Here is a 25,813-nt window from a genome sequence, read left to right on the forward strand (position 1 = left end):
TGATTTCACTTCCTTTTCAGCATCCATTCTGGCTTGCCAAAGCCCTTGAACTGCTCATCCATCGTTTTTTCAAATTCTGGTGATTCAACAGCTTCCCTCAAATCCTTGGCGAACTGCTTATCCAAGTCAGTTGTGTTCACCACGACGCGGTTGCGATAATCATCCGGCATATTCTCGAGCTTTAATGCATCGAGCAGATTCATCTTCGCTGCAAGCGCGAAGTTACCGGGAACAAGAGACAGATCAGCGCTATCTACTGCCCGCGGCAGCTGAGCAGCCTCAATTGGCTGCAGAACAAGCTGCTTCGGATTGTCCTTCACGTCCTTCTCTGATACACGCAGCGGGTCGATTTCCTTGTTCACCGTAATGAGTCCTGCGTCTTGCAGCAGTCCCAATGTACGAGCCAGGTTGGTCGGATCGTTCGCAATTGCTACTGTGCTCCCGTCTGTGATTTCGTCCAATGATTTGAACTTGGTCGAATAGATTCCCATTGGGGCCGTTGGCACAGAAATGAGCTCCGATAAGCCAATTTTATTTTCCTTTGCGAAGTTCTCCATATAGATCTTGTGCTGGAACAAGTTCGCGCTCAAGTCGCCGTTGGACAGCGCCAAGTTCGGCTGTACATAATCTCCGAATTCAACAAGCTCGACACGATACCCCTTCTTCTCCAAAATCGGCTTGATCGCTTTCGTTACCATATCACTGTAAGGGCCTGCTGTCGCCCCGATTTTCAGCACCTTACTTTCAGTGCTCACATTGCTATTTTCGCCTAAAGCTGTTGATGTATCTTTGCCGCCGCATCCGGCCAGCAAGCCAATTGCTAGAATAAGAGAAAGAATAAGAGCTGTTTTCTTCATGATGATAACCTCCGTTTGACGATATTTTTTGTATAGACTGCTAATCAAACAGCAGTCCTTGCTGGATTCAGCAGTTAGTCTGAAATAAGCATCGCTGAAATAGCATTATCGCTTGTCTACTTTCTTCGCTATAAAGTCTCCGCCGTACTGAATGATCTGCACCAAGCAGATCAGAATGATTACCGTGGCAAACATGACAGTGTTGTCGTAGCGATAGTAACCGAATCGAATCGCCAAATCGCCGATTCCGCCTCCACCGACTGTTCCAGCCATTGCCGAATAAGCGACGAGGCTGATTGCTGTAATGTTCACGCCTTGAATGATGCCTGACTTTGCTTCAGGAAGGAGAACATCCTTAATGATCATCCACGGTGTTGCACCGATGGAAATTGCCGCCTCGATGACGCCTTTGTCAATCTCGCGCAGCGCCGTTTCTACCAAGCGGGCAAAGAACGGAATTGCCGCAATCGAGAGTGATACCGAAGCAGCCGTCGGACCAATCGTGGAGCCGACAATGAGCTTCGTCAGCGGCAGCAGTGTCACCAGCAAAATGATGAACGGAATCGACCGTATCATGTTGACGATAAAACCCAGCACATTTTTCGTAAACGCATTTTCAAGGAACAGCCCCTTATCGGTTACAAATAAAAGAATTCCAATGGGAAGACCCAGAATTATGGCAGCAAACAGTGAAATTCCAACCATATAGAGCGTCTGGACAAAAGCCTTGCCCAAGTCTGGCAGCAGTTGGATGATCGAATCACTCAGCATGATGAAGGACCTCCAATCGATAGGTTCGTTCTTTGATGTAGTCGAGTGCCTGCCGCAAGTCTGACACTTCTCCGTCCAGTTCTAACATGAGAATGCCAAGCGGTTTGTCATGGATATATTCAATTTTGCCATGCAGAATATTTGTTCTAATTTTAAAGTGCGCCATCACATCGGTAATAATCGCCTCCTCCGCTTGTGGTGCCACAAATTGAATTTTCACAATCGTTCCCTTGCAATGCTGAATCAGCCGTTCTGGAAGGTTGAACTGGAACAAACTGCTGATGAACGAGCGCGTCATCGGATGCTGTGGATCAGAGAAAATGTTGTAGACTGGCCCCTCTTCTACCACTTTCCCGTTCTGCATAACCGCCATCCGGTCACAAATGTCCTTCACGACTTCCATCTCATGCGTAATCAGCACTATCGTCAGGTTCAACTCGCGATTGATGTTTTTCAGCAGCTCCAGAATCGACTGTGTCGTCTCCGGATCTAACGCAGATGTTGCTTCATCGCACAGCAGCACATGCGGTTCATTCGCCAGCGCTCTGGCGATGCCTACTCTCTGCTTCTGACCACCGCTGAGCTGGGCAGGATATACATCGCGTTTATCAGCCAACCCAACCATTTCAAGCAGTTCGATTACCCGCGGCTCAAGATCAGCCTTCGACTTATTGTTGGCCTTTAGGGCAAAGGCGATGTTCTCGAATACTGTTTTGGAGCGGATAAGATGAAAGTGCTGAAAGATCATGCCGATCTTTAATCTTGCCTGCCTTAAGCTATCCCCGCGCAGCTTCGTCAAGTCAACTCCATCGACAAAAATGCTGCCGGATGTAGGCTCCTCCAACAGGTTGATGCAGCGCAGCAGCGAGCTCTTCCCCGCCCCGCTTCGTCCGATAATCCCGTAAATTTCTCCCTTGCGAATCGTAAGGGATACGTTATTTACGCCGATGACGGTCGATGACTTGCTTCGATATTCCTTTACCAAATTCCGAATTTCGATCATATGATCCCCCCGCCATTCCTGTTGCTTAACCCTGGATGAATACTAAAAAACCTCTTTCCCTAAGAGAAAGAGGTTGAATTGGCAGTATCGCCACACTTATCTCTCAGAATGGAATCATTCCGTAGGATTTAGCACCGTTTACTCACTAGTAAGGTTGCCGGACGTCATAGGGCCTAGTCCCTCAGTCACTCTTGATAAGGTAGTATGAAGTTGTCATTTGTTGTTGAAAATATTACATCTGAAAATATGAGTTGTCAACAATATTTTCATTTCAATTTCAAAGTGATTCTTTATCTGCTCTCTTACATTTCATTCAGCTTTGAAGGCATATATATGGAACATACAATAGAATGGCTTACAAGGGCAGTCGGCTATCCTCCGGAAGGGAGGTGATGCCTGTGAGCGTATATGAAGCGTTATCCGCCATGCTCCAATTCGGTCTATGGATACTAGCGTTAATTACATTGATTATTACACTGCTGATGTACCTCAATAAACATAAACAGACCGCCCTAGGTCAAAGGATGCGGTCTATTTATGCTCCAAAAAGCCTTCCGCCCTTAAAAGCGGCTATTGTGTAGGGGTCGGTTGCGCCGACTCCTTATTTATTCTTAATCATATCACTGGGAATATATACATGCAATGTGATCGCACAGGAGCAATTCACACCGAGTCATACACTTTCATATCATCTAATATTTCTTTATTCTTCGCAATGGATTTCCTTAAGCTGAAGTAATATATATGGATGCAACTTGGGCAGGAATACATAACTTTCTCCCATTTGAACCACCCTAATAAGACTGCATCCTAGTATGCAACTTTGATACAGCGCTTACAATTTCCACTTTACAGATCAGCCAGAAGACAGTAAGATAAGATCACATTAAGTTGTATACAAGTATACTTGTTGTACTTACAGCATGATCACAGGAGTGAATACAGCATGAAATTAGGCATGATTGGCCTTGGCAAAATGGGTTTCAACCTCGTAGATAACATATTGCAGCATAAGCATCAGGTAGTCGCTTACGATGTAAACGCAGAGCAGCGTCAAAAAGCAGCGGCACTCGGAGCAACTCCTGCAGATACGATCGAAGATCTCGTATCCAAGCTGGATTCGCCTAAAATCATCTGGATGATGGTTCCAGCCGGCGAAATCGTCGATCAAGTAGTAGAAACATTGCTCCCCCTTCTTTCTCCAGGGGACATCGTCATTGATGGCGGCAATTCCCACTACAAGCAATCGATCGCTCGAGGCGAGAAGTTACAAGCGCAGGGCGCTCATTATTTCGATGTAGGCACATCCGGCGGAGTATCCGGCGCGGCTGAAGGCGGCTGCTTTATGATTGGCGGCGACGAGAAAGTGTTCGCTACACTTGAGCCTTTGTTCAAGGATATCGCAGTAGATCAAGGCTATTTGTATGCAGGCAAGAACGGCAGTGGACATTTTCTGAAAATGGTTCACAACGGAATTGAGTATGGAATGATGCAAGCCATCGCAGAAGGGTTCGAAGTATTGGACAAGAGCGACTTCAATTTTGATTACGAACAAGTTGCACGCGTATGGTCGAACGGATCGGTTATACGCAGCTGGCTGATGGATCTGACGCAAAACGCTTTCTCCAAAGATCCGAAGCTGGACAGCATTCGTGGAGTAATGCAAAGCTCTGGCGAAGGCAAATGGACAGTGGAAACTGCATTGGAGCTGCAAGCAAGCGCACCTGTTATCGCGATGTCCCTCTTCATGAGATATCGTTCGCTTGAATCGGATTCCTTCCACGGCAAAGTAGTTGCTGCGTTGCGCAACGAGTTCGGCGGACACCAAGTCGTTACGAAGGACTAATTTAAACATTTATGGAATGACGATTAACCCGATGGTCGCGTCGTGCAGCACTGTGATACAATCAGAACCAAATCTTATGCAAGATATGGTTCAGAAAACCATTCATGGGGAGAGTTCAAAAATGGCACACTATCCAAAGCAGTGGCTGCAAGGCGCAACCCTTGGGGAATCCATCGCCTGTGAGCTGCGACTACAAATCATTAATGGGACGATTAAGCCAGGCGAAATTATATCGGAGAATCGAGTGGCGACCGACTTCGGCACCAGCCGCTCTCCTGTCCGCGAAGCGTTGAAAACGCTCTCTAACGAAGGCCTTATCCGCTTAGAACGAATGGGAGCTGTTGTATTGGGATTAAGCCTTACCGATGTTGAGGAGTTGTACGACGTTCGTTATCTTATTGAGAGCTTTGTTCAGCAGCGGCTCGCCATTATGAATATAGATGAGCTGAACAAGAAGCTCTTGCAAATGATCGATAAGATGGAGCTGGCGATGAAGTACAATGATCCTGTTGAATTTGCTTATCAGGACTTGGCTTTCCATGAGGCGATTGTCACTGCAGCGGGACATAAGCGTATCCTTCATTTGTGGACGAGCATCCGGCAGATCGTTATGACCGTCATGCTCCTGACCACGGAAGAAATTTTCTCTGAAGGTGAAGCGAAGCTGTTTAGCGTAATTGAGAAGCACCGCACGATTGTAAGAGGGCTTCAATCGAAGAATACCTCTACGATTCAGCAGGTTGTATCTGCATACTTCGCCGATTCAAATCGCACTTTGCATGTCAGCTTGCCGCAATCCTGACGGCAAGCTGCAACAAATATAGGTTTTTGTATCACCAAGTTGTCGACAAGTATTCAAGTTTGAATGAAAGCGCTGTATTTGGAATATAACGCATAACGTGCACTTTTCAAAGGAGGCTACTACATCATGAGCACATTATTCGGAATGAGTCACAATCTAACATTACTAGTATGGACATTTATTACGATCGTATTTCTTATTGTGTTCATTGCCAAGCTAAAATGGAATCCTTTCGTAACCCTGCTCATATCCGCACTTATGCTTGGGCTGCTGACCGGCATGAAGCCGCAGGATGTTGTGCAATCGATTACACAAGGTCTTGGCGGCACACTAGGCACCATAGCAATCGTCATCGCGCTCGGCACGATGCTTGGCAAGATGATGGCTGAGTCCGGCGGTGCTGAACAAATTGCTGCTACGCTAATCGATAAGTTCGGAGAGTCTCGCGTTCACTGGGCAATGCTGCTAGTGGGATTCATAGTTGGCATTCCGGTATTTTTTGAAGTCGGAGTTATTTTGCTTATTCCAATCGTCTTTACCGTTGCGCGCAAGACGAACAAGTCCCTGCTCCAAATCGGCATTCCGATTCTGGCAGGTCTATCGACTGTGCACGGTCTCGTACCGCCGCACCCGGCACCAATGATCGCCATTGACGCCTATCAAGCCGATCTTGGACATACAATTTTGTATTCCTTGCTGATCGGGATTCCTACAGCAATTATTGCTGGTCCTATATTCGGCAAATTCATTGGTAAGCGTATTCAGGTGCAGCCGCCAGCCAAGCTGGCTGAGCAATTTGCACAAAAGAGCGATCGACCGCTCCCTGGCTTTGGCATCACATTGTTCACGATTTTACTGCCTGTTATTCTCATGCTGATTGGTTCTGTTGCAGACATTGTCGATCCTCAGGGCGTAAGCAGCTTATCTGTATTTTGCAAATTCATCGGTCATGAAATTATCGCACTTCTAATCGCAGTCGTTTTCTCCTTCTTCTCGCTCGGCTATACACGCGGCTTCAAGAAGGAAGACCTATCCCGCTTCACAAGTGAATGTCTGGCACCAACCGCAACGATCATCCTGATCATCGGCGGCGGGGGCGCATTCAAGCAAGTGCTTATCAATAGCGGTGTCGGCAGCGCAATCGCTGAACTGGCTACTCAAGCCAATATTAATGTTATTCTGTTCGCTTGGTTCGTTGCAGCATTGATTCGTGTCGCAACTGGTTCTGCAACCGTTGCCATGACGACAGCAGCCGGGATTGTTGCCCCGGTACTGGCGATGAATCCGGGAGTTCATGTAGAATTGGTAGTGCTAGCAACCGGCGCAGGCTCCATTGTACTGTCCCATGTGAACGATGCCGGGTTCTGGATGGTGAAGGAATTTTTCAATATGTCCGTGCCTGAAACGCTCAAGTCCTGGACTGTCATGGAGACGATCTTATCTGTCGTCGGATTAGCATTGATATTACTGTTAAGCACAGTATTGTAATATACAAGGCAATGAAGGAAAGAAGGTTAACCCTATGAGTAATACAGCATATATGATTGGAATTGATATGGGAACAACAAGCACCAAGGCAGTCCTGTTCGAGGAAAACGGCAAGATCGTCTCCTCCGGCAGCCAAGGTTATCCGCTGCATACGCCAAACGCTACAATTGCCGAGCAGGATCCCGAGCTTATTTTCCAAGCCGTAATCTCTTCGGTGAAGCAAGCGATGAACACAGCACAAGTACAAGCTGATGACGTGCTCTTCCTGTCCTTCAGTTCGGCGATGCACAGCCTTATCGCTGTCGATGCAAACGGTAATCCGCTGACACCATGCATTACGTGGGCAGACAATCGAAGCACCAAATATGCTGCTCGGCTAAAGCAGGATCCGAAGGGACATGCCTTGTACCTGCGTACAGGTACTCCGATTCATCCAATGTCCCCTCTGACGAAGCTGATGTGGATGCGTGATGAAGCCCCTGAGCTGCTGAACAAGGCTGCCAAGTTCATTTCCATCAAGGAATACGTGCTGTCCAAGCTATTCCATACGTATGTTGTTGATTACTCGATTGCTTCTGCTACGGGCATGATGAACTTACAGCAACTGGCTTGGGATGAAGAAGCGCTTGAACTCGCAGGCATAACGGCAGACAAGCTCTCTTCACTCGTTCCAACCACGCACCAACTAACTGGGATGGACGAGAGATACGCACAGGAGATGGGTATCTTTCCAGAGACACCAGCAATCGTAGGTGCGAGTGACGGCGTTCTATCCAATCTGGGAGTAAATGCTATCGAACCTGGCGTCGTGGCGGCAACGATCGGAACGAGCGGAGCGATCCGCACGGTTGTCGACCAACCGCTTACCGATCCAAAGGGCAGAATATTCTGCTATGCACTGACTGACAAGCATTGGGTCATTGGCGGCCCCGTGAACAACGGCGGTATGCTGTTCCGCTGGGTACGCGATGAGCTCGCGGCTTCCGAGGTCGAAGCTGCAAAGCGCCTTGGCATTGATGCCTATGATTTGCTTACAAGAATCGCTGAACAAGTGCGGCCCGGTGCGGATGGGCTTCTGTTCCATCCTTACTTGACAGGTGAGCGCGCTCCACTCTGGAATGCGAACGCGCGAGGTTCCTTCTTTGGCTTAACGATGCACCACAAGAAGGAGCATATGATCCGCGCCGTACTGGAGGGCGTTATCTTTAATATGTACACCGTATTGCTTGCCATGGAAGAACAGATGGGACGACCAAGCAAAATTCATGCGACAGGCGGCTTCGCCCGCTCACCGCTTTGGCGGCAAATGATGGCCGACATCTTCGACCAGGAGGTCGTTGTGCCTGAAAGTGTTGAAAGCTCTTGTCTCGGGGCAGTCGTGCTCGGTCTCTACGCTACTGGAAGAACCGACTCGCTTCAAATCGTAGCCGACATGGTAGGCTCCACACACAAGCACGAGCCAGATCCGGATCATGCTGCAACTTATCATGAGCTGCTGCCGATTTACATTTCCATCTTCCGCAAACTCGATGAGGAATATGAGGCGATTGCCCGTTTCCAGCAAAAGCAGTTTGAATCGTAAAACCCCAGAAATCTTTAAGCCCCTGACTATGCGAAATATACGCAGTTCAGGGGCTTTGTACGTTTAATGTTCATACAGTTATGCAACTTAGTTATTCAGCCTTTTTCAACACGATAACCGCGTTATGTCCGCCGAAGCCGAAGGAATTAGATAGACCCACCTTCAAGTTTGCTTTACGTGCTTCATGAGGGACATAATCCAAATCACAATGCGGGTCTGGGTTCTCCAAATTAATCGTGGGTGGAATGACGCCATCCTGTAAGCTTTTTACGAGCGCAATCGCCTCCGTTCCCCCAGCAGCCCCCAGCATATGGCCCATTATCGACTTGTTTGCTGTAATCGGAATACGACTGGCATATTCGCCGAACATTTTTTTGATAGCCATCGTTTCGGCCAGATCGCCAACCTCCGTACTCGTTGCATGTGCGCTAATGACATCAACATCCTCGGCAGAAATTGATGCATCATGCAATGCCGTTCTCATTGCGAGATAAGCACCGCGTCCTTCAGGGTGTGTAGCGACAATATGGTATGCATCGGAACTTACCCCGTATCCGAGAACCTCTGCATAGATTCGCGCTTCTCTTCGCAAAGCGTGCGACAACGATTCCAAAATGAGCACGCCCGCACCCTCAGACATGACGAATCCATCCCGATCCATATCGAAAGGGCGGCTTGCCTTCGTCGGATCATCATTCCTTGTTGATAATGCCGTTGCATTACTGAAGCTGGCTAATGACAAGTCAGTAACCGCCGCTTCCGTTCCGCCTGCAAATACGATGTCCGCCCCACCAGAGCGAATGAGGCGGAAGGCCTCGCCAATCGCCGTATTTCCGATCGCACAAGCAGACACATGGGACATCGTTGGTCCAAGTGCTCCCCATTTAATGCTGATCTGCGCTGAGGCTGCATTCGCCATCATGGCTGGCACCAAGGTCGGACTGACTCTGCCGGGACCTCTGCTGCGCAGCACATCGACATTTTCAATCAAGGATTCAATTCCGCCAATGCCTGATCCCACATATACGCCTAAGCGCTCTGGATCAATCTCATCCAACACCAGCCCAGAATCCGCCCACGCCTGTTCTGCAGCCGCAAGTGCATATTGAGTAAATCGATCCAACCGTCTTGCTTCTTTGCGCCCGAAAAGCTCATCTCCATCAAACTCACGAACAAGACCGGCAATTTTCGTCTTATGGCCGCTTACATCGAATGTATCTATAGTGGAAATCCCCGACTTTCCGGCAACTAAGTTCTGCCAAAACGTTTCTACATCATTTCCTACTGGGGAGATTACCCCTAATCCTGTAATGACTACGGGCTCCATCTATATCCCTCCTTTAGTAATGTAATCGTATAAGCCTATGTCTCTACTGTCTTCTTGTAAATGTGTATCTGCTCAACATTTTCAAGAACCATCTCATGGATCATGCCACTCAACGGTTTACGATATTGTCACACAGGTATTATCCTATTACAAGTTGTTGGTTATACTAGTATAATTAGTACCTGAATCTACTCTGTATCCTAAATCAACTACGGCGTTAAGACGTTAGCAGTGAGCGAATTAGAACGCTATCCACTGTATCTCAATTGCATCTATCGTTGACAGCATTAGGAATCTATTTCTATAATAAAGGAAACAAACGTTCGCAATTCATGGACAGAGAGGTTAATGTCATGACTACCTTCAAAGCAGCTCTAGCCCAAGCTTATGATCAGGATGCTCAGCGAAGATCCAGCAAGTCGTTACGTTCTTGGAAAATAAATGAGCGGGCAGCATTTTGTGATCTTGTAAAACACGAGAGGAAATCGACGCTGTTAGAGATTGGTGCAGGAACCGGTATCGATAGTGCTTATTTTCAGCAAAACGGAATACAGGTTACCTCTATCGATCTGTCGAATGAATCCGTAAAAAAGTGCGTTGAAAGAGGATTAAATGCGAAAGTGATGGATTTTTATCATATGTCCATCCCAGAACATAGCTTTGAAGCGATCTATGCATTGAACTGCTTACTGCATGCTCCGAAAAAAGATCTTGCACAGATTTTACAGGGAATAAACCGAGTGCTTGCTCCAAATGGTTTACTCTTTATTGGCTTATATGGCGGATATGACTCAGAAGGAATGTGGGAGAAAGATTGGTGCGATCCGAAGCGATTTTTTCTTTTCACACAGACGAATCCATTCAGCAGGTGATTTCCCGCTGGTTTCAAATCGAGGATTTCCACACTGTTCCTGTAGATGATGATAAATTGCATTTTCAATCATTTACGCTGCGTAAATGTTAATCAAGGATGCAGCATTGCTAGGCGTTCATCTTTCATAACCCGACGCTAAGAGAATCGATAATTCTACATAAGCGAAACAAATGTACTACTAGCTTGTATTAGGAGGATAGCCATGTCAAATCAAACTAGATTGGAAGCCCTGTCTACCTTCCTCAAATCCAAGCGCTCGATCATACAACCTCAATCTGTTGGATTGCCGGCTGGAACCAGGCGCCGAACACCCGGCCTGCGCAGAGAAGAGGTAGCCCAATTGGCGGGAGTCAGCACGACTTGGTATACCTGGCTGGAGCAAGGGCGAGATATTACGGTATCTCCATCTGTACTGGATGCTATAGCAGCCGCCCTACAATTGAATCAGGATGAGCGCAAATATTTGTATGATCTAGCACTAGAGAAACATATGAACACCCCGCAGCAAGAATTTAGCATCACGAAGATACCACCGTCGCTTGGGAAAATATTGAGCGAGCTGACATATTGCCCAACGATTATTACGGATCGGCACTTCCATATTGTCGGTTGGAATGCCGCCGCGGCCTACGTATTTCTCGATTTCGAACAGCTTCCATTAGAGCAGCGCAACTTAATCCGGCTCGTCTTCACCAGAAAAGAGCTGCGCTCGTTAGCTGTCAATTGGGACCACTTTGTTAAAGGCTTCTTAGCTATGTTCCGAGCTTACTACGGTCAGTATGTAGGAGACGAATGGTATACGAATTTCGTGGAGCAAATGTCCAAGCTTCATCCCGAATTCCATGCATTGTGGGAAGCGAGCCCAGTCAGCATCGCCCCTGATGTTACCATCGAATTCCGGCATGCGAAGGCTGGCAAGATGCTGTTCAACCTTACTTCACTGCTCTTGCAGGGGAACATGGACTTGCGCTGCAGCGTATTTACCCCGATTGAGCATTCCTCTACCGAGGAAAAGCTGATCCGATTTATGAGAAAAGATGAACTACAGCATGAGTAGCGACCAAGATACAATAGACACAAGAGCAACACCCAACAAGGTCGATGAACAATAAAGGATAAAGACCCTAGGCAGAAGTCCTTTGCTTAGGGTCTTACATGACCTAACTAAGGGGTCAAGCTTTCCATCCCATAAAAGTTTACAACAGTCCGCTCCCTTGGATGATGACCTCCGTGGGCAGCAAAGTCGCTTCATAAATAGATACATGGTTCCTCTTCAAGAAGGACTGAACAAGGTGATAGCCAACCGCATATCCGGCACCCGCAGGCAATCCGACCGTTGGATAACCTTCACGCTCAGCCGCTTCATCACCGAACATATAGCTGCTCACCTCGGCAAACCCCTTCGTATCCAATGCTCCACGGATAACCTCAAAACAATTATCCAACTCCTCGCCCTGTATATTTGTGACCCATGGACCAAGCAGTTCCTCTCCATACATCACAGTTGCGAAGGAATCTGCCAAGCCTTCAATGATCATATAATCGCCCACCGTTACATCTCCATGGTTCCAATCGAAATAGGAGAAGCGGATGTTATGATGGAACTCGTGAGCGATTAGCGCCGGCAGTCGCGGAATATTGTAGCTGTTCGGATCCAGGATAATGAGAACATATCCCGGAATTCCGCCAAATCCGGTATAGCCCTGCTGGCTGCTAAGCTTGTCAGGATCAGCAATGTACGCGCCGAGTCTCACTTCCTCTGCCCTTACTGCCAGCCCCGCCGAGTCTATGCGGTGGATACATTCCAACAAGGTCTCCTTCGCAACCTCCAGAATGCGGATTTCCTCTAGACACTTCCTTGCCTTCTCGATCCCTTCCTGATGCTGAAGCGAAAGGAATCCCAGCATTTGAGTGGCCATTATCACATCATAGCCGTTCGGCTGCTTCGCTGTTATGGGTACATGAATGGTCTCCCACATCGACTGAAATGGCTTCATCATCGCATGCCTGAAATAGTCATCTCTCTTCTCTGGCGGCATCGCTGCCAATGCTTCATACTGACTTAACGTGTCTTCAACGTGAATATTCATAAGGTTTCACCTGCAGCTCTTCATGGTATACTCCTTCCCGATAGGGCGGAATACCATCAGGCTACATCATCACGTTACGTGAGAGTCAATCGTTCAACTCGGAAAAAAGGTAACCAAAAATCGCGAACTCTATTATTCAATCGTACCTGTTCGGACAATGTTCACCTCGACTTGAGGTTGAATGCTCGCCTCTGGGAACATCTTCTTCCACTTTTCATATGTCAGTTCGGAGTGCCTTACTGAGCTGCGGTATACCTCGCCGAAGCCAATTGCATCCGATCCGATGCGCTGGAGCTTTTTAATGAGCCTGTCTGTTTCCTTTGTTAATGTCTCCCCTATTTTCTGTTGAAGCAGCTTACTGGACTGCGGTTGGCTTAAATCATATTCATCGGTAATTTCCTGCAGCTCCACATTGATGCGTAGATTGGCTTGGAATTTCAGTGGAGAAGTCGAGAGGAGACGGATATGTTCCTTGCTTCCAAGGTTAGATATGATTACTCGCACATGACCATCCGCCTTTCGATTTTCATGTAGATAAGGTCGAAGCTCATCGCGGTCAATTTTGATCTCTTTTAAAGTTGCTGTTCTCCCAAGAAATAGCTTAAGCAAAAAACCTTCTCCCGCTCCGATCGTTCCAACGACCCTATCATCTTGAAACAAAGCCAAACCTAAAATTTCAACTCCATTTGACAGCTTGCGCAATATCGGCAGTACCGGATCCCTGCCGGCGCTATAGAAGGCGCTCCGATAATCATGGACCGTGCAAGAAGGCACCCAATCATCTTGAATATGCTGCTGCAGCATTTCATACAAAAACGTTCCGATGTTCGGAATTTGATCATAATTATGATTCAGCAGTTCATGAGACGGTCCTTCACTTATGGACAGGAAAATCATATCTCCGAAGAATGGATCCCGAGTCAAGTTCTCGACAACATCTGTTATTCCTTGCTTGCCCAGCTTGTCATCAAAGACAACGACACGAACCTGCCCGTTTACAAGTGTATGGGACAATTGGCGATTATTGTTGATTCGAGCTCCCTTGCTGCTGCTCGCAATACAAGACACAATCTTGGTCTTCTTCTTCGCCTCGGGCTCAGGATTTGTAAGAACTGAAGTAACTGTCAGCTTGCCTTCAGGCAATGCATCATACCCGATCGCCACACTTAGCCCCAGCTTCTCCAGTACGCTAGTCTGTACACAGCTTGTAAGAAGCACTAGCATCAAGAACACACAAATCATCTTGAATATACATTGGTACAACAACTTCACTGAGCATCACTCCCCTTTTCCCGTTTTCGCCACTGAACTACATACGTCATTACGTACAAGAGGAGAGGATAACAATACGATAGTATAACAGAGTAGAGGCCAATAAAATCATTCAGCCGATTTACTTGCTCCCGATTATGCAGAAAGCTGGATACTACCATGACAATGGCGGCCAAGCCATATAACGTCAGCTTCTCATTCCAGCCGAACAGCTGTACAGTGCCGCGCAGTATATTCCAAGCCAGCTGCATAATACCAGGCAGCACAACTAACATCCAGAAGGGAATGGCGATGAACTCAATCCGCTCCAAGAAAGGATATTTGATAATTTTCAATAGATTGATGGAACCCCAGATCGTGCGCAGCATCTGATTCTCACTGAAGTAGACGATCGACACGATCATAATAAACAAGTACAGAATGTTGGTGAAAAGCACGCTCGCTTGGGCGTAGCGCATCACCTTGTCTTTATCCTTCACATGACGGTACAGCATAAAAATAACTTCGAACCCAGTAATCGTAAAACCCATCTTAATAGCCCCTACGACAATATGCTGAGCAGTCGTATCATAAATCGGCAGTATCCGGCTCCACTCCACATATCGGATTGGATAATTGAACAAGAGGGAGGTAGTGATAATTAAGAAAAAGCTGATAAAGCAGGTCTGCAAAATGACCTGAATCCCACCCAAGCTGCCATACACCATAAGCACAACCAATATGAGCGAGAGCAGCCATGTCGGAAAATCAGGGAAAATCCACGACTGAATGGCTTCAATATACGTCCTGACAATTGTTGTCATATTGTTAAGAAAATAGAGCATCATGCAAATACTCAATACTCCGCCAACCCACTTGCCGAACAGCACTTGTTGGATGCCGTACAGGTCGAGTGTTTGATGCATATCCAAGGTTTTGACCATAATCCAAATAATCAAGTGGGTGGCGATCCCTACAAGCAGAACAGACATCCATGCATCATGTCCCGCCTCCTTATATATATACCGTTGAAATCCGAAAATCCCTACACCAATCTGCACGTTGCATACGAGGAACAGCAGCATGTAGGCCTTGAATTGATATTTGTGGGGTGTCCCGATATTCATCTTATCACCTACAAATGACTAATTATCGATTTTTCCCGTCCACAGCGAACGGATGGAGATGGATCGGATAAATTTACGAAGCTTTTGCCCGTTTGGGGTCAAGCTATCCGGTTCAGGAAGCAGTACCTCATCATAGGCTAAGTCGGAATGCTTAATAGGGTGAACTGGTGAAAAAAAAGGTCTGCCGAAGCTCGTCTGGCGAATCAGGTGCATCGCTACCAAGGCTGTTACAAATACAATACCTATGCTGCCCCAGATGCCAGCAAAGAGAACCAACGGATACCGGACAAGCCGCAGGCTGCTGCTCATCAAGTAATCTGGTGTTGCGAAAGAGCCAAGTGCCGCAAGGGCTACCAGCATAATTAGAATATTGCTTGTAAATCCGGCTTGAACCGCTGCTTGCCCAATGACGATACCGCCAACAATACCCATCGTCTGTCCAACCTTAGTCGGCAGCCGGGCGCCGGCTTCCCGCAGCAGCTCCATCGTTACTTCTAGGATCAACGTCTCAAATAAAGGAGGAAACGGGACTCTGGATCGTGATTCAATCAAAGATACGAGCAAGGAGGAGGGAATCATTTCATAATGAAAAGTAAGTGCAGCAACATAGGCTGGTGTTAAAAATACAGAAATAATTAATGCAACCATTCGCAGTGCACGAATAAATGTCCCAATTCCCCATCCTAAATAGCGATCTTCCATCGACAAGAAGAAATCAATGAATTCGCTCGGACCTACGATCACAAGCGGACTCCCATCCAACAGAATGATGATTTTGCCTTCAAGCAGAGAATGGCTCGCCAAATCAATACGTTCTGTCAGCATCAATTGCGGGAATACACTCAAATCATTATCTTGGATCATGTGCAAAAACTCCGAGCTGCCCGTCACATCATTGAGGCGAAGCCGCTTAATACGTTGACGCACCAGTTCAACCCTATCCTGGCTAACTCGATCCGCCATAAACATAAGATTGACCGTCGTATTTCGCTTGTTGCCAATTTTATATTCTTCGCTGCACAGATTCTTATCCGGGATGGAATTCCTCAGCAAAGCCGTATTCGTTCCAATTGACTCTGTAAAGGCAAGCATTGGACCTAGGATGGTCGTTTCATTCTCTGGCGAAGTAAGAGGGCGTTTTGGCAGGTTCGCCACATTCGCCGCAATTCCAGCCTGCGGCGTAGCGATATAGACCCACCCCTTCACGATCAGAGGGATGCAATCCAGAACGGAAGTTATATCAATGAGCTCTCCAACGGGAAGAAGACTGTTCAATTCCTCGCGTGATGGCGTCTCATCAAGCTGCTGCAAGGGAATAATAATGGAGGTATGAAGCTGCTGCAAATCTACATGCTCAGGCATATAGCATAGAGCAACACTAGGCAAAATACTTCTTACAACAAGGTTGACGCGATGATGAAATTGTGCCGATACTTGTTCCTGTAGGTAAGCTGCAAAATCGAAGTCCGCCATGAATCTACCCTCCTGTAATCACATTGATGAAATTGGCAAGCATGCTGGATGTAAGACAAATTATTCCCTGCTAGAAGCAAAATCATGCGATTATTGCCAGCCAATAAAAAACCGATACCTGAGATAGGTACCGGTTCAAGCACTGTATAATCTAGTTGTCAAAATAGATTAAAATTTAAATTTCGTCAACGATTCCTGCAATCCCATTGCCATGCGCTTGAATTCCTCAGCCGAGCTTGCCAGCTCTTCCATAACCGCATTCTGCTCTTCGGTAGCAGCAGCAATCGATTGCACACTTGAAGCGGATTCCTCCGAAATGGCCACAACTCCCTGAACACGCTCAAGCATGTCTTGAGAGCTAATATTGACCTCCTGGACGATTGCCTCGACCATGCTGGCTAGATTGGATATTTCCTGCATCATCGCCACAATGGCGTGGAAGACATCGCCCGTCTCATTTACACTTTGAATGGCAGATTGGACGAAATGATTGCTCTTATCCATTGTCTCGGCTGCATTTCCCGTTTCGGACTGAACTTCTCCAATAATCTGCTGAATTTCAAGAGCGGCCTGATTCGATTGATCAGCCAGCTTGCGAACTTCATCCGCTACAACCGCAAAGCCTCTGCCATGCTCCCCTGCCCGGGCTGCTTCAATCGCAGCATTCAATGCAAGCAGATTTGTTTGCCCCGCAATATCAGTAATAATCGTTAGAATTTCGCCGACCTTATCGGATTTTTGCTGCAAGCTGTTCATCATGCCCGTGCTTGCTTCCACATTATCAGACAGCTGCTTCATATGGCTGATCGTTTCATTGACGATGTCGTTGCCATGCACAACCTTATCATTGGCTTTCGTGAATTCGCCTGTAATCGTCTTCACAGTTTGATCCACTTCGCCGATTGCCATCGTCACATCCTCGATCATTTGACCGACCTCAGCAAGCTTCTTGGCCTGCTCGTCCACGCCCATTGATATATCTTGCAGCGAAATTGTAATCTGCTCCGATGATTTGCTCGTTTCCTGCGAGCTGATTGCAAAGTCATTCGAGGTCGTATTAATGTTCTCACTTGTATCGACAACATGATCGACCAATCCCTTCAGATTGACTCTCATGCTTGTAAAGCTGCGCGCTACATTGCCCCAAATGTCTTTGCGTTGTTCCGTCATTCCTACTTGATGCGAAAAGTCACCCGATCCTATATGTTCAACAGCACGTGATACTTTATGTATCGGCTTAATAAACAGGCGATCCACCAGTACCCAAGTTACGCCACAGATGGCGAGCAAGGAACTAATAATCACCGCCAACATGAGCCAATTATAAGAGGCAAGACTATTGTCAAAATCATCATAATTCGAAACGGCGACTACCGTATAGTCCCCTGCTTTTGCCGCATATGCATATCCGCCGAGTCCATCGCTTAGCTTGACTTCATTCTGCTCGCCTGTAATGAGCGGCTGCAGGCTGCCCTCTGTTTCCTTAGTCAGACCCTTTCCGGAACGGGCTATTACCTTGCCATTCTTAACAAGCAAGGAAGAGCTGTTCTCCTTATAAGCGATCAAATTCAATACCGCCTTCGGATCATCCTTGCCCTGCTGAATGACGAGCTTTCCAATTTGCCGAACGGCTGTATGGGTATCTTCGACCATGATGTCGTTCACGACATTTTTAATAAAGCTTGCATTCACCATGCTGGTCGCCACAATGACAAGCAGAGTAATAAGACTGATAGGCAATAATATCCGCGCTAACAGTGATTGAAAACAGCGATTCCATAACGCACGTATTCGTTCGTTCATAGATTGAGATTTCATTCCTGTCACACCTTTTATGTAATAGGGTATTCTTATATACTACGCGTAGTTGGTCATTGCACTTGCTCTAGTTACTCGTTACAAAAAGACCTGCCCGTCCGAAAACGGGCAGGTCATCCCTTTATTGTCCTTGCTTATGAAGAATAAAGAATAAAGACGATATTACAAGCTATCCAAATAGCGATCTGCTTCTTCGTAGCTTTGTGCTACGCCATAAGCGCCGCCAAGATCTTTAACCAAGCGGGACAATTGCAGCTTCGTCAATGCAGAGCTTACGATCATGGAAGATCCTTTGTTTTTTGGTAGCCATGTAATCGCGCAAACCTGACAAATAGTCATTAACGTCAGCTGGTGCTGGTTGTGCCTTTGCCATGTCGATGCAGAACGTATAGCCTTCTTTCGCTTTATCCACTTCTTTGCGAACAGCCATATCGTACTCTTTCGCTTCCTCAATTGTCATCATGCCTTCAAGCTTCACATACACACGGTTTTTAACTGCATCAAATTTTGTTTCGAACATAGTAAATCTCCTCCTAGATGTAAATGATTCATAGTATGTTGTTCAAACCATTGCTCAACTGCTCATACTGAATATTACTCAATATGTCGCCTCATGCCAATGCTTATTGCTATTTTTCCTGTTACATAAAATCAAATTATCTGATTGCCGACTATCCGCAACCAGACTCTTCCAGCTATGCTCGATGTCCATCCCCCCTGCACAGAATATCCCCAGAACGATTCTCTACTTCGTGGAATGCGTCAGGAAGCCAACGTCGAATCCGTGTCTCAGCAAGCTTGACACTTGCTCTGAACCCGGTATAGTCCAAGCAAAGCCTAATGCTCCCAATAAGGCTGTCGTCCGCTCTGCGGTATGCTCAAACGCTGTAAGTGCAGATCCCTCATCCATCCAGCCGTTATGGAGCATCACATTTTCCACGGCTTCAAGATCCTCGCCCTTTTCATATCGTTCGAACAAATAAGAGAGGAACTCAGCCATTGGCAGCTTCTCTACCTGAACATCTTCCCGCGCAGACAGCATGTCAGACATACTGATTCGGTGAGGGTTGTAGATATGGAATATGTCATTATGCAGTGCTGGTTTGTCATGCAGCGTAACAATGGCTCGGCTTACCTGATTTACGAAGGACAGGTCTGTATCTTGGCCTGAAGCCGGTACAGCGCCCAATTGAATGAAGGACTTGATCGTTTTATAGAACGCATTGTCCTGAATATTTTCTTGGAACTGGCCGCTAACCGAATGGCACACAATGTTTCCGACTCGATAAATATTCGTGCTTATCCCCTTCTGGCGCGCCTGTTCAACTAGCTGCTCTGCTTGGAATTTCGTCTGTACATAATAATTGTCATGCACCTGACCGATATTCAAGTCATCCTCCGTAAAGAGAACATCTTCCCTGCCCTCAATCGTTCCCATGCCGACTGACATCGTGGAGACATGATGGAATGCCTTCTTCTTCCCTTGCACAGCCAATTCGAGCAAACGCTCTGTTGCAGTGACATTATTCAAAACGAACTCCGAATAGTGTCCATAATGCTTGACATTAGCCGCAGCGTGGATGATGCATTCGACTTCATTTGCCAGCTTAGCATACTGTTCTGGTGCAAGTCCGAGATGTTCATCACTCAAGTTGCCATTTACGATCTCGATCCGCTGCCCGTACGTTGCTGCCAGATCGGCGCCGAAGTAATAAGCCAGCTTCTCATTCAGTCTGTCGCGTGCTTGTTCAGGAGATGTGCCGCGCACAACCGCTACAACCGTGCTGGATGTATATTGCAGTAAATCACGAAGCAAATATGCACCCAAATATCCTGTAGCACCTGTAAGCAGAACCTTGGCATATGTCAACTGCTTCGCAATATCCCGCTTACTGTACGCTTCGTTGCGGCTCCGGTATTGCTCCCATGCTTCTGTGTGAGTCTCATTTTCTGTTGCGGTTACAGCATCAGAATAAATCGCGCGAATGCGCTCCAGCTTATCCTTCATATGGTTCGGACGATACTTCATCCGCTGTGCCAATTGCCGGATAGTTGGATAAGCGAATACGTCACTCACATCGACTTCATACTCCTGCTTCAACTGTGCGACAAGCGTGATCGCCTTCAAGGAATGGCCGCCCAGCTCGAAGAAGTTGTCACATACGCCGACAGTTGCTATTCCCAAAAGCTCCTGCCACAGCTCAGCGAGCTTCATCTCCATTTCGCTCTCTGGGGCCACATAGCCTGCTCCAGTCCACTCCTGCTTCGCTGGTGCAGGAAGCTTCGAGCGGTCGATCTTGCCGTTCGTCGTAAGCGGCATTTGCTCAAGAAATGCATAATAGGTCGGTATCATATAATCCGGCAAATGCGTGTGCAAATGCTGTCGGATGTCAGCTGCTGTTACTGTACCTTCAGTTACGATGTAAGCACACAGTGCCTTTTGTCCTGGTGATTCCTCGATATCGGTCACAAGCGTTTCCTTCACGAGCTCATGCGTACGTATTTGCGCCTCAATCTCGCCAAGCTCCATGCGATAGCCGCGGATTTTAACTTGGTGGTCTTTGCGTCCTAGGAATTCAACCGTACCGTCTGGCAGCCAGCGTACAAGGTCACCGGTCTTGTACAGCTTTTCGTCCGCCTTGAATGGACTGTCGATGAACTTCTCCATCGTCAAGTCCTCGCGATTCAAGTAGCCGCGCGCTACCCCGTCGCCGCCTACCCACAATTCGCCGGCAACGCCAATTGGCTGAAGCTTGCCATAGTTGTTCACGACGTATGCCGTCGAGTTTGCAATCGGTGCTCCGATTGGAATAGAACCATTCTGTTCAGCTGTAATCTGATGGCAGCAGGAGAAGGTTGTATTCTCCGTCGGTCCATAGCCGTTCACGATTTGAATCGGCGCACAATGATGGAGCACACGATAAATATGCTTCGGCGACAATACATCGCCGCCAACAAGCAGCGTACGAACAGGCTTGAACAGACGCTCATTCTTCTCCACAAGCTGCGTGAACAATGGTGAGGTCAGCCACATCATCGTGATGCCATGCCGTACAATTGCCTGTTCCAATTGATCTGCATCCAAAATCGTTGGCTTGTCCACGAGCACGAGCTGAAGGCCGTTGAGCAGCGCTCCCCATATTTCGAATGTCGAGGCATCGAATACAAGAGAACCGGTCTGCAAAATACGATCATTCTCTTGGAACGACACGAAATTCGTGTTTTTCACAAGACGCACGACATTGCGATGGGTTACCATAACCCCCTTTGGCTTGCCGGTTGATCCGGATGTATACATTAAGTACACGAGGTGATCAGGTTCATTAACGATCTCGATATTGTCCTTTGGTTGAGCTGACAGTGCCGAATCTGTGAAGCCAATGCTTCTTAGTCCATCAGGCAATCTTTCTGCCAAGTGGTCGCTCGTCAATACAATGGCAACACGGCTGTCCTCCAGCATATATTGAATGCGTTCTTGCGGATAGTCAGGATCGATCGGCACGTAAGCCCCGCCCGCCTTCAAGATCGCAAGCACACCAATAATCATTTCTGGGGTACGCTCCGTGAATAGCCCTACAGGCTGCTCTGCCTTTGTCCCTTGCTCCCGCAAATAATGAGCTAATCGATTGGCTTCTGTGTTAAGCTCCGCATACGTAAACTCTCGTTCACCGGCAACAAGTGCAATACGATCAGGCGTCAAACGAACCTGCTCCTCGAACAAGCTGTGCACAGTTGCATGACGCGGATAGTCCGATGTCGTGCCATTGAACGTATGAACAATTTCCTCGCGTTCCTGCTTAGTAAGCAGATCAAGCTCGCCAATAATGCTGTCCGGTTGCTGTGCAACCTGCATCGCAAGCTGCTCGAAGTGGCTCGCTAATCGCTCAATCGTGGTGCGTGCAAACAGCTTCGTGCAGTACTCAAAGTTACATGCGAGCTCCTCTTCCTGCTCAATTGCTTCCAGCGTCAAATCAAACTTCGACGTGCCGTTATGGTAAGGAAGCTGTGTAAAGCTCGCATCGCCTGCTTGCAGCGAAATGTTGCCCATATTCTGCATAACAAATACCGTATCGAACAGCGGGTTGCGGCTCAAGTCCCGCTTTAGCTGCAGCCGTTCTACTAGACTGTCGAGCGGATAATCCTGATGCTCATAGGCGAGCAGGAGCGTATCCTTCATCTCGTTCAAATATTGTGCAAAGACCTTGCCGCCCTCTGGATAACTGCGAATTGGCAGGGTGTTGACGAACATGCCCATCATTCGTTCAACATCTGTATGCGTCCGCGCGGCAACCGCACAGCCTACAATGACGTCTTCTTTGTCCACATATTTGGACAGAAGTACATTGTATACCGATAAGAGCACCATATAGAGCGTAGTGCCTTGACGAAGAGCAAGCTGCTTCAAGCCTTCCACCGTCTCCGCGGACAACGCAATGCGTACCATGTCCCCTTCAAACGATTGCACCTGAGGACGCGGATAATCAGTTGGGAGATCAAGCAGTGGTATATCACCCTCTAGAACGCTCAACCAATAAGGCTCATGCTCTTGCTCATCTTGCACACGTGCAGACTGCCACTCTGCGTAATCCTTATATTGCAGCGTTATTGGCGCAAGCTGCTCACCCTCATACAGCGCCGCCAATTCTTCTGCAAAGACGCTGAGTGATGTCCCATCAAATACGATATGATGGATATCCAGCATCAGCACATAGAGTTCAGGCGCGAGCTTCGCAATAGCAGCTCGCAAAAGCGGTGCCTTATCCAGCTCAAATGGGCGAACGAATGCTTGCGCCAGTTCGCCGGCCGAACGGCCTTCCGCTTCCATGACCGGCACATCCAGTTCGATCGCTGCATGCACTTTCTGCACTACCTTATCCTGCTCCCAGTGGAACGAAGTCCGGAACGCTTCATGCCGCTGGACTAATTGATTCAATGCCTGCTTCAGCCGATCAGTGTCCAACTGGCCGTTCACTTCATACACAAGCGGGATGTTGTAAGCCATGCCGACACCGCCACGCTGTTGAAGAGCGAACATTCTCGTCTGTGCTGGAGCGAGACAATAGTGCGACTTCATTTCAACAGGCGCAATCGACTCAAATTGAGCTTCCGCTCCTCCATCAATCTGTGCAGCAAGCTTGCCGACAAATGGATTAGAGAACAAATCCTTAAAGGATAACGAGACATGGAATTCAGCCGAAATACGCGCCTGCAGCTGCCCCAGCTTCAAGGAGTGTCCGCCTATTTCAAAGAAATGATCCTCCGTACCGACTGGGGATATTCCGAGCAATTCCTCCCAAATCTTCGCCAGCTTCTTCTCAGTCGCCGTTGTCGGCGCTTGATAGTTAGCGGACATGCGCTCCTGCTTCTCAGGCTGAGGCAGCTTGGCCCGATCGATCTTCCCGTTGATCGTCAGCGGCATCCGCTCCAAGAACATGAAGTAAGCCGGCACCATGAATTCCGGCAAATGCTGGGCTAAATACTCGCGCATTATAGCGGCTGTCATATCTTCATCTGCGACAATATAAGCACATAGCGCCTTCTGACCAGGCGCTTCCTCGAAGGCAACAACCAATGCTTCCGTTACCTGTTCATGCGTATGAATTTGCGCTTCAATCTCGCCAAGCTCCATGCGATAGCCACGAATTTTCACCTGATGATCCTTGCGTCCCACGAACTCCAGGTTTCCGTCTGGCAACATGCGAACAAGGTCACCCGTCTTGTAGATGCGCTCACCAGTCACAAATGGACTATCGATGAACTTATCGCGCGTCATTTCTTCCTTGTTCAGATAGCCGCGTGCTACACCTTCACCACCAACCCACAGCTCTCCTACAGCTCCAATCGGCTGCAGCATGCCATAATTATTTACGACATAGGCAGTTGAGTTCGTGATCGGCGTACCGATTGGGATCGTGCCCTCTCCTTCCTCCTTCATCAGATAGGAAGTCGAGAAGGTGGTGTTTTCCGTAGGCCCATAGATATTCGAGATGTCGATCGGTGCACACTCCTTGGCTGCGCGATAGAAATGCTTCGGCGACATCAGCTCTCCACCTACGAGTAATTGACGCAAAGGCGCAAAAATGCGTGGATTGCGATCCACCAATTGAATGAAAAGCGCTGTTGTTAAGAACATGGTCGTTACACCGTGGCGAACGAGTGCTTGCTCTAATTGTTCTGCATCTAATATGACTGTCTTGTCTATGAGAACCAGACCTAAGCCGTTCAGCAGCGAGCCCCATATTTCAAATGTTGAGGCGTCAAACACCAATGACCCCGTTTGCAAAATTCGATCGCCTTCGTTAAACTTCACAAAATTCGTTCGCTTAACTAGGCGAACAACATTGCGATGGGTAACCATAACGCCCTTAGGCCGTCCTGTCGATCCAGATGTATAAATAATATAAATAAGATCTTCCGGCTGATTGCTAGATGCCAAATTATCTCCTGACTCATCAGCAAGTGTCGGGTCATCAATATAGATAAGCTCCATGTTAGCAGGCAAATCAGCCTGTGATGAACGGCTTAACAGCACATGCTTCGTGCGGCTGTCTTCCAAAACGTACTGAATGCGATCTTGAGGATGATCCGGATCAATAGGTACATAAGCTCCCCCTGCCTTGAGGATAGCCAATATCCCTATAACCATCTCCGCACTTCGTTCTGCCATAATCCCAACGGAATGCTCGCGGCCAATGCCCCGACTCTGCAATCTGCACGCTAATTGGTTCGCGCGCACATTCAGCTCGCGATATGTCAGGTCACGGCCATCTTCCTTTACAGCCACCCGGTCAGGATGAAGCTGCGCCTGCTCCTCGAACAGTGCCGGAACTGTAAATGTATGCGGGTAATCTACCCGAGTCTGATTCATTCCTTCGATCAACTGGTGCTTGTCCTGCTCCGTTAACATCTCCAGTTCGCCAATGCGCTTCTGAGGATGCTTAACCATTTCCTGCAGCAGTTGCAGGAAATACTCCGCCAGCTTCTCCACCGTCGATAATTGGAAATGATTTTCCTTATAGTACATGGTAAACAGCAGTGTCGAACCAATTCCATCAACAGATTGGATGCAGCAATGCAAACCGCATTCCTGTGTCCCCTCCGGAAGCATCGGTTGAGCATCTGCTCCGTACCAGCAGTATGTTGCTACATCACTGTCTATTCCTATTTCAGAGCAAGTCAGGTTACGCCCTTCTGTGCAAGCCAACAAACGGTTGTGAATGTTCATAATTCCTTGCATGGTCACGTCATCCTGGCTGACTACGGTATGATTGCCATTGCCATTACTCGATTGAACGGCATGAAGAGTTACTTGCTGTGAGTTGTAGAAACGAGACAACAGCGTTGCCCACGCTCCGCATATGACGGATTCCAACTTGACCGAATGCTCGGTCGAATGATCCTTCAGAAGACGCAACGTCTCCTCAGGCAGCTCAATAGAATGTGCGTCATAGCCTGTCAATCGTTCTACTGTCAATTCCATGAAAGCCAATCTTCGTCCTCTCCT

General features: G+C 47.7%; 18 protein-coding genes and 1 riboswitch. Of the genes, 7 read left to right on the forward strand and 11 right to left on the reverse strand.

The genetic code is table 11. From position 1 onward, the window contains the following. Positions 1 to 5: 5 nt before the first annotated feature. The 3 genes from PAV_RS05460 to PAV_RS05470 all read right to left on the reverse strand — a co-directional run bounded on the left by PAV_RS05460 (position 6) and on the right by PAV_RS05470 (position 2,631). Positions 6 to 857: a MetQ/NlpA family ABC transporter substrate-binding protein gene (locus PAV_RS05460; protein ID WP_005544166.1), complete on the reverse strand. Its 852-nt coding sequence runs from the start codon at positions 855 to 857 to the stop codon at positions 6 to 8. Between the two features lie 105 nt (positions 858 to 962). Then, complete coding sequence (locus PAV_RS05465; protein WP_005544167.1) at positions 963 to 1,628, reverse strand: methionine ABC transporter permease; 666 nt, start codon at positions 1,626 to 1,628, stop codon at positions 963 to 965. Continuing rightward, positions 1,618 to 2,631 (reverse strand): methionine ABC transporter ATP-binding protein, encoded by a 1,014-nt coding sequence (locus PAV_RS05470; protein ID WP_005544168.1) that lies wholly within the window; start codon positions 2,629 to 2,631, stop codon positions 1,618 to 1,620. The genes PAV_RS05465 and PAV_RS05470 overlap by 11 nt, the downstream gene beginning before the upstream one ends. A 93-nt stretch (positions 2,632 to 2,724) precedes the next feature. Further along, a riboswitch (SAM riboswitch) is annotated at positions 2,725 to 2,832 on the reverse strand. 191 nt (positions 2,833 to 3,023) lie between these two features. Here PAV_RS05470 and PAV_RS37505 point away from each other — a divergent pair. From PAV_RS37505 to gntK, 5 genes are all read left to right on the forward strand, one after another. Further along, the gene (locus PAV_RS37505; protein ID WP_372515325.1) at positions 3,024 to 3,212 is read left to right on the forward strand and encodes a putative holin-like toxin; all 189 of its coding nucleotides are present in this window, start codon (positions 3,024 to 3,026) and stop codon (positions 3,210 to 3,212) included. 365 nt (positions 3,213 to 3,577) lie between these two features. Then, the gene (gene gnd, locus PAV_RS05485) at positions 3,578 to 4,477 is read left to right on the forward strand and encodes a phosphogluconate dehydrogenase (NAD(+)-dependent, decarboxylating) (protein WP_005544170.1); all 900 of its coding nucleotides are present in this window, start codon (positions 3,578 to 3,580) and stop codon (positions 4,475 to 4,477) included. A 121-nt stretch (positions 4,478 to 4,598) separates the two neighbouring features. After that, positions 4,599 to 5,279: a GntR family transcriptional regulator gene (locus tag PAV_RS05490; protein WP_005544171.1), complete on the forward strand. Its 681-nt coding sequence runs from the start codon at positions 4,599 to 4,601 to the stop codon at positions 5,277 to 5,279. A gap of 126 nt (positions 5,280 to 5,405) precedes the next feature. Next, a complete protein-coding gene (locus PAV_RS05495) occupies positions 5,406 to 6,767 on the forward strand; it encodes a GntP family permease (RefSeq protein ID WP_005544172.1) in 1,362 nt (453 codons plus the stop codon). Between the two features lie 34 nt (positions 6,768 to 6,801). Further along, positions 6,802 to 8,349 carry a gluconokinase gene (gene gntK / locus PAV_RS05500; RefSeq protein ID WP_005544173.1) on the forward strand — a complete coding sequence of 516 codons (1,548 nt, stop codon included), beginning with the start codon at positions 6,802 to 6,804 and terminating at the stop codon, positions 8,347 to 8,349. Positions 8,350 to 8,440: 91 nt separating this feature from the next. Here gntK and fabF read toward each other — a convergent pair whose 3' ends face one another. Further along, a complete protein-coding gene (fabF, locus tag PAV_RS05505) occupies positions 8,441 to 9,676 on the reverse strand; it encodes a beta-ketoacyl-ACP synthase II (protein ID WP_005544174.1) in 1,236 nt (411 codons plus the stop codon). A gap of 332 nt (positions 9,677 to 10,008) precedes the next feature. Between fabF and PAV_RS05510 the strand changes: the two genes are divergently transcribed. Further along, the gene (locus tag PAV_RS05510) at positions 10,009 to 10,548 is read left to right on the forward strand and encodes a class I SAM-dependent methyltransferase (RefSeq protein WP_420798656.1); all 540 of its coding nucleotides are present in this window, start codon (positions 10,009 to 10,011) and stop codon (positions 10,546 to 10,548) included. Positions 10,549 to 10,752: 204 nt separating this feature from the next. Further along, positions 10,753 to 11,607 carry a helix-turn-helix transcriptional regulator gene (locus PAV_RS05515; protein WP_005544181.1) on the forward strand — a complete coding sequence of 285 codons (855 nt, stop codon included), beginning with the start codon at positions 10,753 to 10,755 and terminating at the stop codon, positions 11,605 to 11,607. Between the two features lie 139 nt (positions 11,608 to 11,746). Here PAV_RS05515 and PAV_RS05520 read toward each other — a convergent pair whose 3' ends face one another. The 7 genes from PAV_RS05520 to PAV_RS05550 form a co-directional block, all read right to left on the reverse strand. After that, a complete protein-coding gene (locus PAV_RS05520; protein WP_005544183.1) occupies positions 11,747 to 12,640 on the reverse strand; it encodes a DUF2268 domain-containing putative Zn-dependent protease in 894 nt (297 codons plus the stop codon). A gap of 132 nt (positions 12,641 to 12,772) precedes the next feature. Then, positions 12,773 to 13,912 carry a Ger(x)C family spore germination protein gene (locus PAV_RS05525; protein ID WP_005544185.1) on the reverse strand — a complete coding sequence of 380 codons (1,140 nt, stop codon included), beginning with the start codon at positions 13,910 to 13,912 and terminating at the stop codon, positions 12,773 to 12,775. After that, positions 13,909 to 15,018, reverse strand: coding sequence for a GerAB/ArcD/ProY family transporter (locus PAV_RS05530; protein WP_005544188.1), 1,110 nt, complete (start codon positions 15,016 to 15,018; stop codon positions 13,909 to 13,911). Before PAV_RS05530 ends, PAV_RS05525 begins: the two co-directional genes overlap by 4 nt. 18 nt (positions 15,019 to 15,036) lie before the next feature. Further along, positions 15,037 to 16,491: a spore germination protein gene (locus PAV_RS05535; protein ID WP_005544191.1), complete on the reverse strand. Its 1,455-nt coding sequence runs from the start codon at positions 16,489 to 16,491 to the stop codon at positions 15,037 to 15,039. Positions 16,492 to 16,659: 168 nt separating this feature from the next. Continuing rightward, positions 16,660 to 18,309, reverse strand: a complete 1,650-nt coding sequence (locus tag PAV_RS05540; protein ID WP_005544194.1) for a methyl-accepting chemotaxis protein — start codon at positions 18,307 to 18,309, stop codon at positions 16,660 to 16,662. A 232-nt stretch (positions 18,310 to 18,541) separates the two neighbouring features. After that, entirely contained in the window at positions 18,542 to 18,829 is a 288-nt protein-coding gene (locus PAV_RS05545; protein ID WP_005544198.1) for a hypothetical protein, read from the reverse strand. 225 nt (positions 18,830 to 19,054) lie between these two features. Beyond that, a complete protein-coding gene (locus tag PAV_RS05550; protein ID WP_238555769.1) occupies positions 19,055 to 25,789 on the reverse strand; it encodes a non-ribosomal peptide synthetase in 6,735 nt (2,244 codons plus the stop codon). Between the last annotated feature and the right edge of the window lie 24 nt (positions 25,790 to 25,813).

The organism is Paenibacillus alvei DSM 29 (genome assembly GCF_000293805.1).
GTDB lineage: Bacteria > Bacillota > Bacilli > Paenibacillales > Paenibacillaceae > Paenibacillus_B > Paenibacillus_B alvei.